Source organism: Actinomadura sp. NPDC048032 (assembly GCF_040653175.1).
In the GTDB taxonomy this organism is placed as follows: domain Bacteria; phylum Actinomycetota; class Actinomycetes; order Streptosporangiales; family Streptosporangiaceae; genus Spirillospora; species Spirillospora verrucosospora.
Window position 1 is genome coordinate 1 of the sequence record NZ_JBEZJP010000755.1, and the last position, 1,880, is coordinate 1,880.

A 1,880-nucleotide genomic window follows, 5' to 3' on the forward strand; every position below is an offset into this window, starting at 1 on the left:
GTCGCGGTGGCGCTGATCCTGGCGGGGACCGCGGCGGCGCTCGGTGGGGTCGCGGCGGGCGGGAGCGCGGCGGTCGCGCGGGGTGTGCGCGTCGCGCCTGCGCCCGGCCATGACGTCGTCGAGGCGCTCGCCGATCGCGGTGTAGTCGTCGAAGCCGATCACCGCGTCGGCCTCGGGCAGCGCCTCGGCCAGCTCGCTGCCGTACCGCTCGGCCATGCACCCGGCGGCGACGACCTTGGCGCCGGAGTCGTGCGCGGCCAGCAGCGTGTCGATGGAGTCCTTCTTGGCCGCCTCGATGAACCCGCAGGTGTTGACGACCACCACGTCGGCGCCGTCCGCGCCGTCCGCCAGGTCCCAGCCCGCGTCCTCGATGCGCGCGGCGAGCTCCTCGGAATCGACCTCGTTGCGGGCGCAGCCGAGCGTGATGAGTGAGACCTTGCGGCGAGTGGACATGCCCCTAAGGTAATGGGCCTCCGCTCCGATGCCGACCATCGGCCCGCGGCATCCTCACGGGGCGTCCCGGCGTGCGGCGGGACGCGCGGCCCCGCCGCACGCCGGATCAGGCCGACTCGGGGTCGCCGCGGTCGAAGGTCAGCCGCTGGACGCCCTTGCCCTTGCCGGGCGAGCCGAGGTCCTTGCCGTTGACGGTCAGGTTGACGCTGCCGCCGACGCCGATCACGAGCCGGACCTTCTTCTTGGCGGTGAAGCTCTTCTGGTCGCCCTCACGGATCATGCCGCTGAACAGCGACCTGCCCTGGTCGCCCTGGACGTTCAGCCACGTCGTCCGCTTGGCCTCGACCCGCACCTCGACCTTGGTGCGCGGCGCCTCCGCGACCGGGGCGCTGCTCCTGGGCGGGGCCGGCGCGGCGGACGGGGTGGACGGCGCGGGCGTCCCGGCGACCTGCCGGGCGGTGCGCCGCTCGCCGCCGCCGCCGTGCCCGACCACCTGGACGATCCCGTAGATGACCACGAGCGCGAGGGCGAGCGCCATTCCCGCGCTCCAGTTCGGCGACCGGCGCTCGCGGAACGCGACCGGCTGCTCCGGCTCGAACGCCGACACCGCCGAGACCGGCTGCGGGGCGCCGCCGTGCGCGGCGTCGAACTCGGCGACGAGAGGCTCCGGATCGATGCCGATCACGCGGGAGATGCTGCGGATGTGGCCGCGGGCGTAGAAGTTGCCCCCGCACGCGGAGAAGTCGTCGGCCTCCATGCTGCGGACGACGGTCTCGCGTATGCGCGTCTGGAGGCTCACCTGTGTCACCGAGAGACCGGCCCGCTGACGCTCCTCCGCCAAGGTCTCACCGATGCTCACGCCGGGCCTCCTCTGAGGAGCTCGTGGCCGATCTCGCACGACTGTGAGACCAGTCTAGGAACGGGCCTGCCCGTTCGGCGACAGCCAACACGTTCGAAACTGGGCAAGATTTCGCATCATTCCGCAATGCCCCGGCACCGCGCTCAGCCGCCGCCGCGCAGTTCCGCGAGCACCCCGGGAAGGTCGTCCGGCTTGGCCAGCACGTCCCGCGCCTTGGAGCCCTCGCTGGGCCCGACGATCTCGCGGCTCTCCATCAGGTCCATCAGCCGCCCGGCCTTGGCGAACCCGACGCGCAGCTTGCGCTGCAGCATCGACGTCGACCCGAACTGGGTGGACACGACCAGCTCGATCGCCTGGACGAGCAGGTCCATGTCGTCGCCGATCTCCTCGTCGATCTCCTTCTTCGGCGCGCCGGCCGCGGCGACGTCCTCCCGGTAGCTCGCCTCCATCTGCCCCTTGCAGTGGTCGACGACGCTGTGGATCTCTTTCTCGGAGACGTAGGCGTTCTGGAGGCGCATGGGCTTGCTCGCGCCCATCGGCAGGAACAGGGCGTCGCCCTGCCCGACGA

General features: G+C 72.1%; 2 protein-coding genes and 1 pseudogene. All 3 read right to left on the reverse strand.

The window, feature by feature from the left end:
* Positions 1 to 453, reverse strand: a pseudogene (locus tag AB0C69_RS41895) (30S ribosomal protein S12 methylthiotransferase RimO); the annotation flags it as partial.
* Between the two features lie 106 nt (positions 454 to 559).
* Entirely contained in the window at positions 560 to 1,312 is a 753-nt protein-coding gene (locus AB0C69_RS41900; RefSeq protein ID WP_345174261.1) for a RodZ domain-containing protein, read from the reverse strand.
* Between the two features lie 143 nt (positions 1,313 to 1,455).
* A partial coding sequence (locus AB0C69_RS41905; protein WP_360362414.1) for a DNA translocase FtsK occupies positions 1,456 to 1,880 on the reverse strand: 425 nt, incomplete at its 5' end.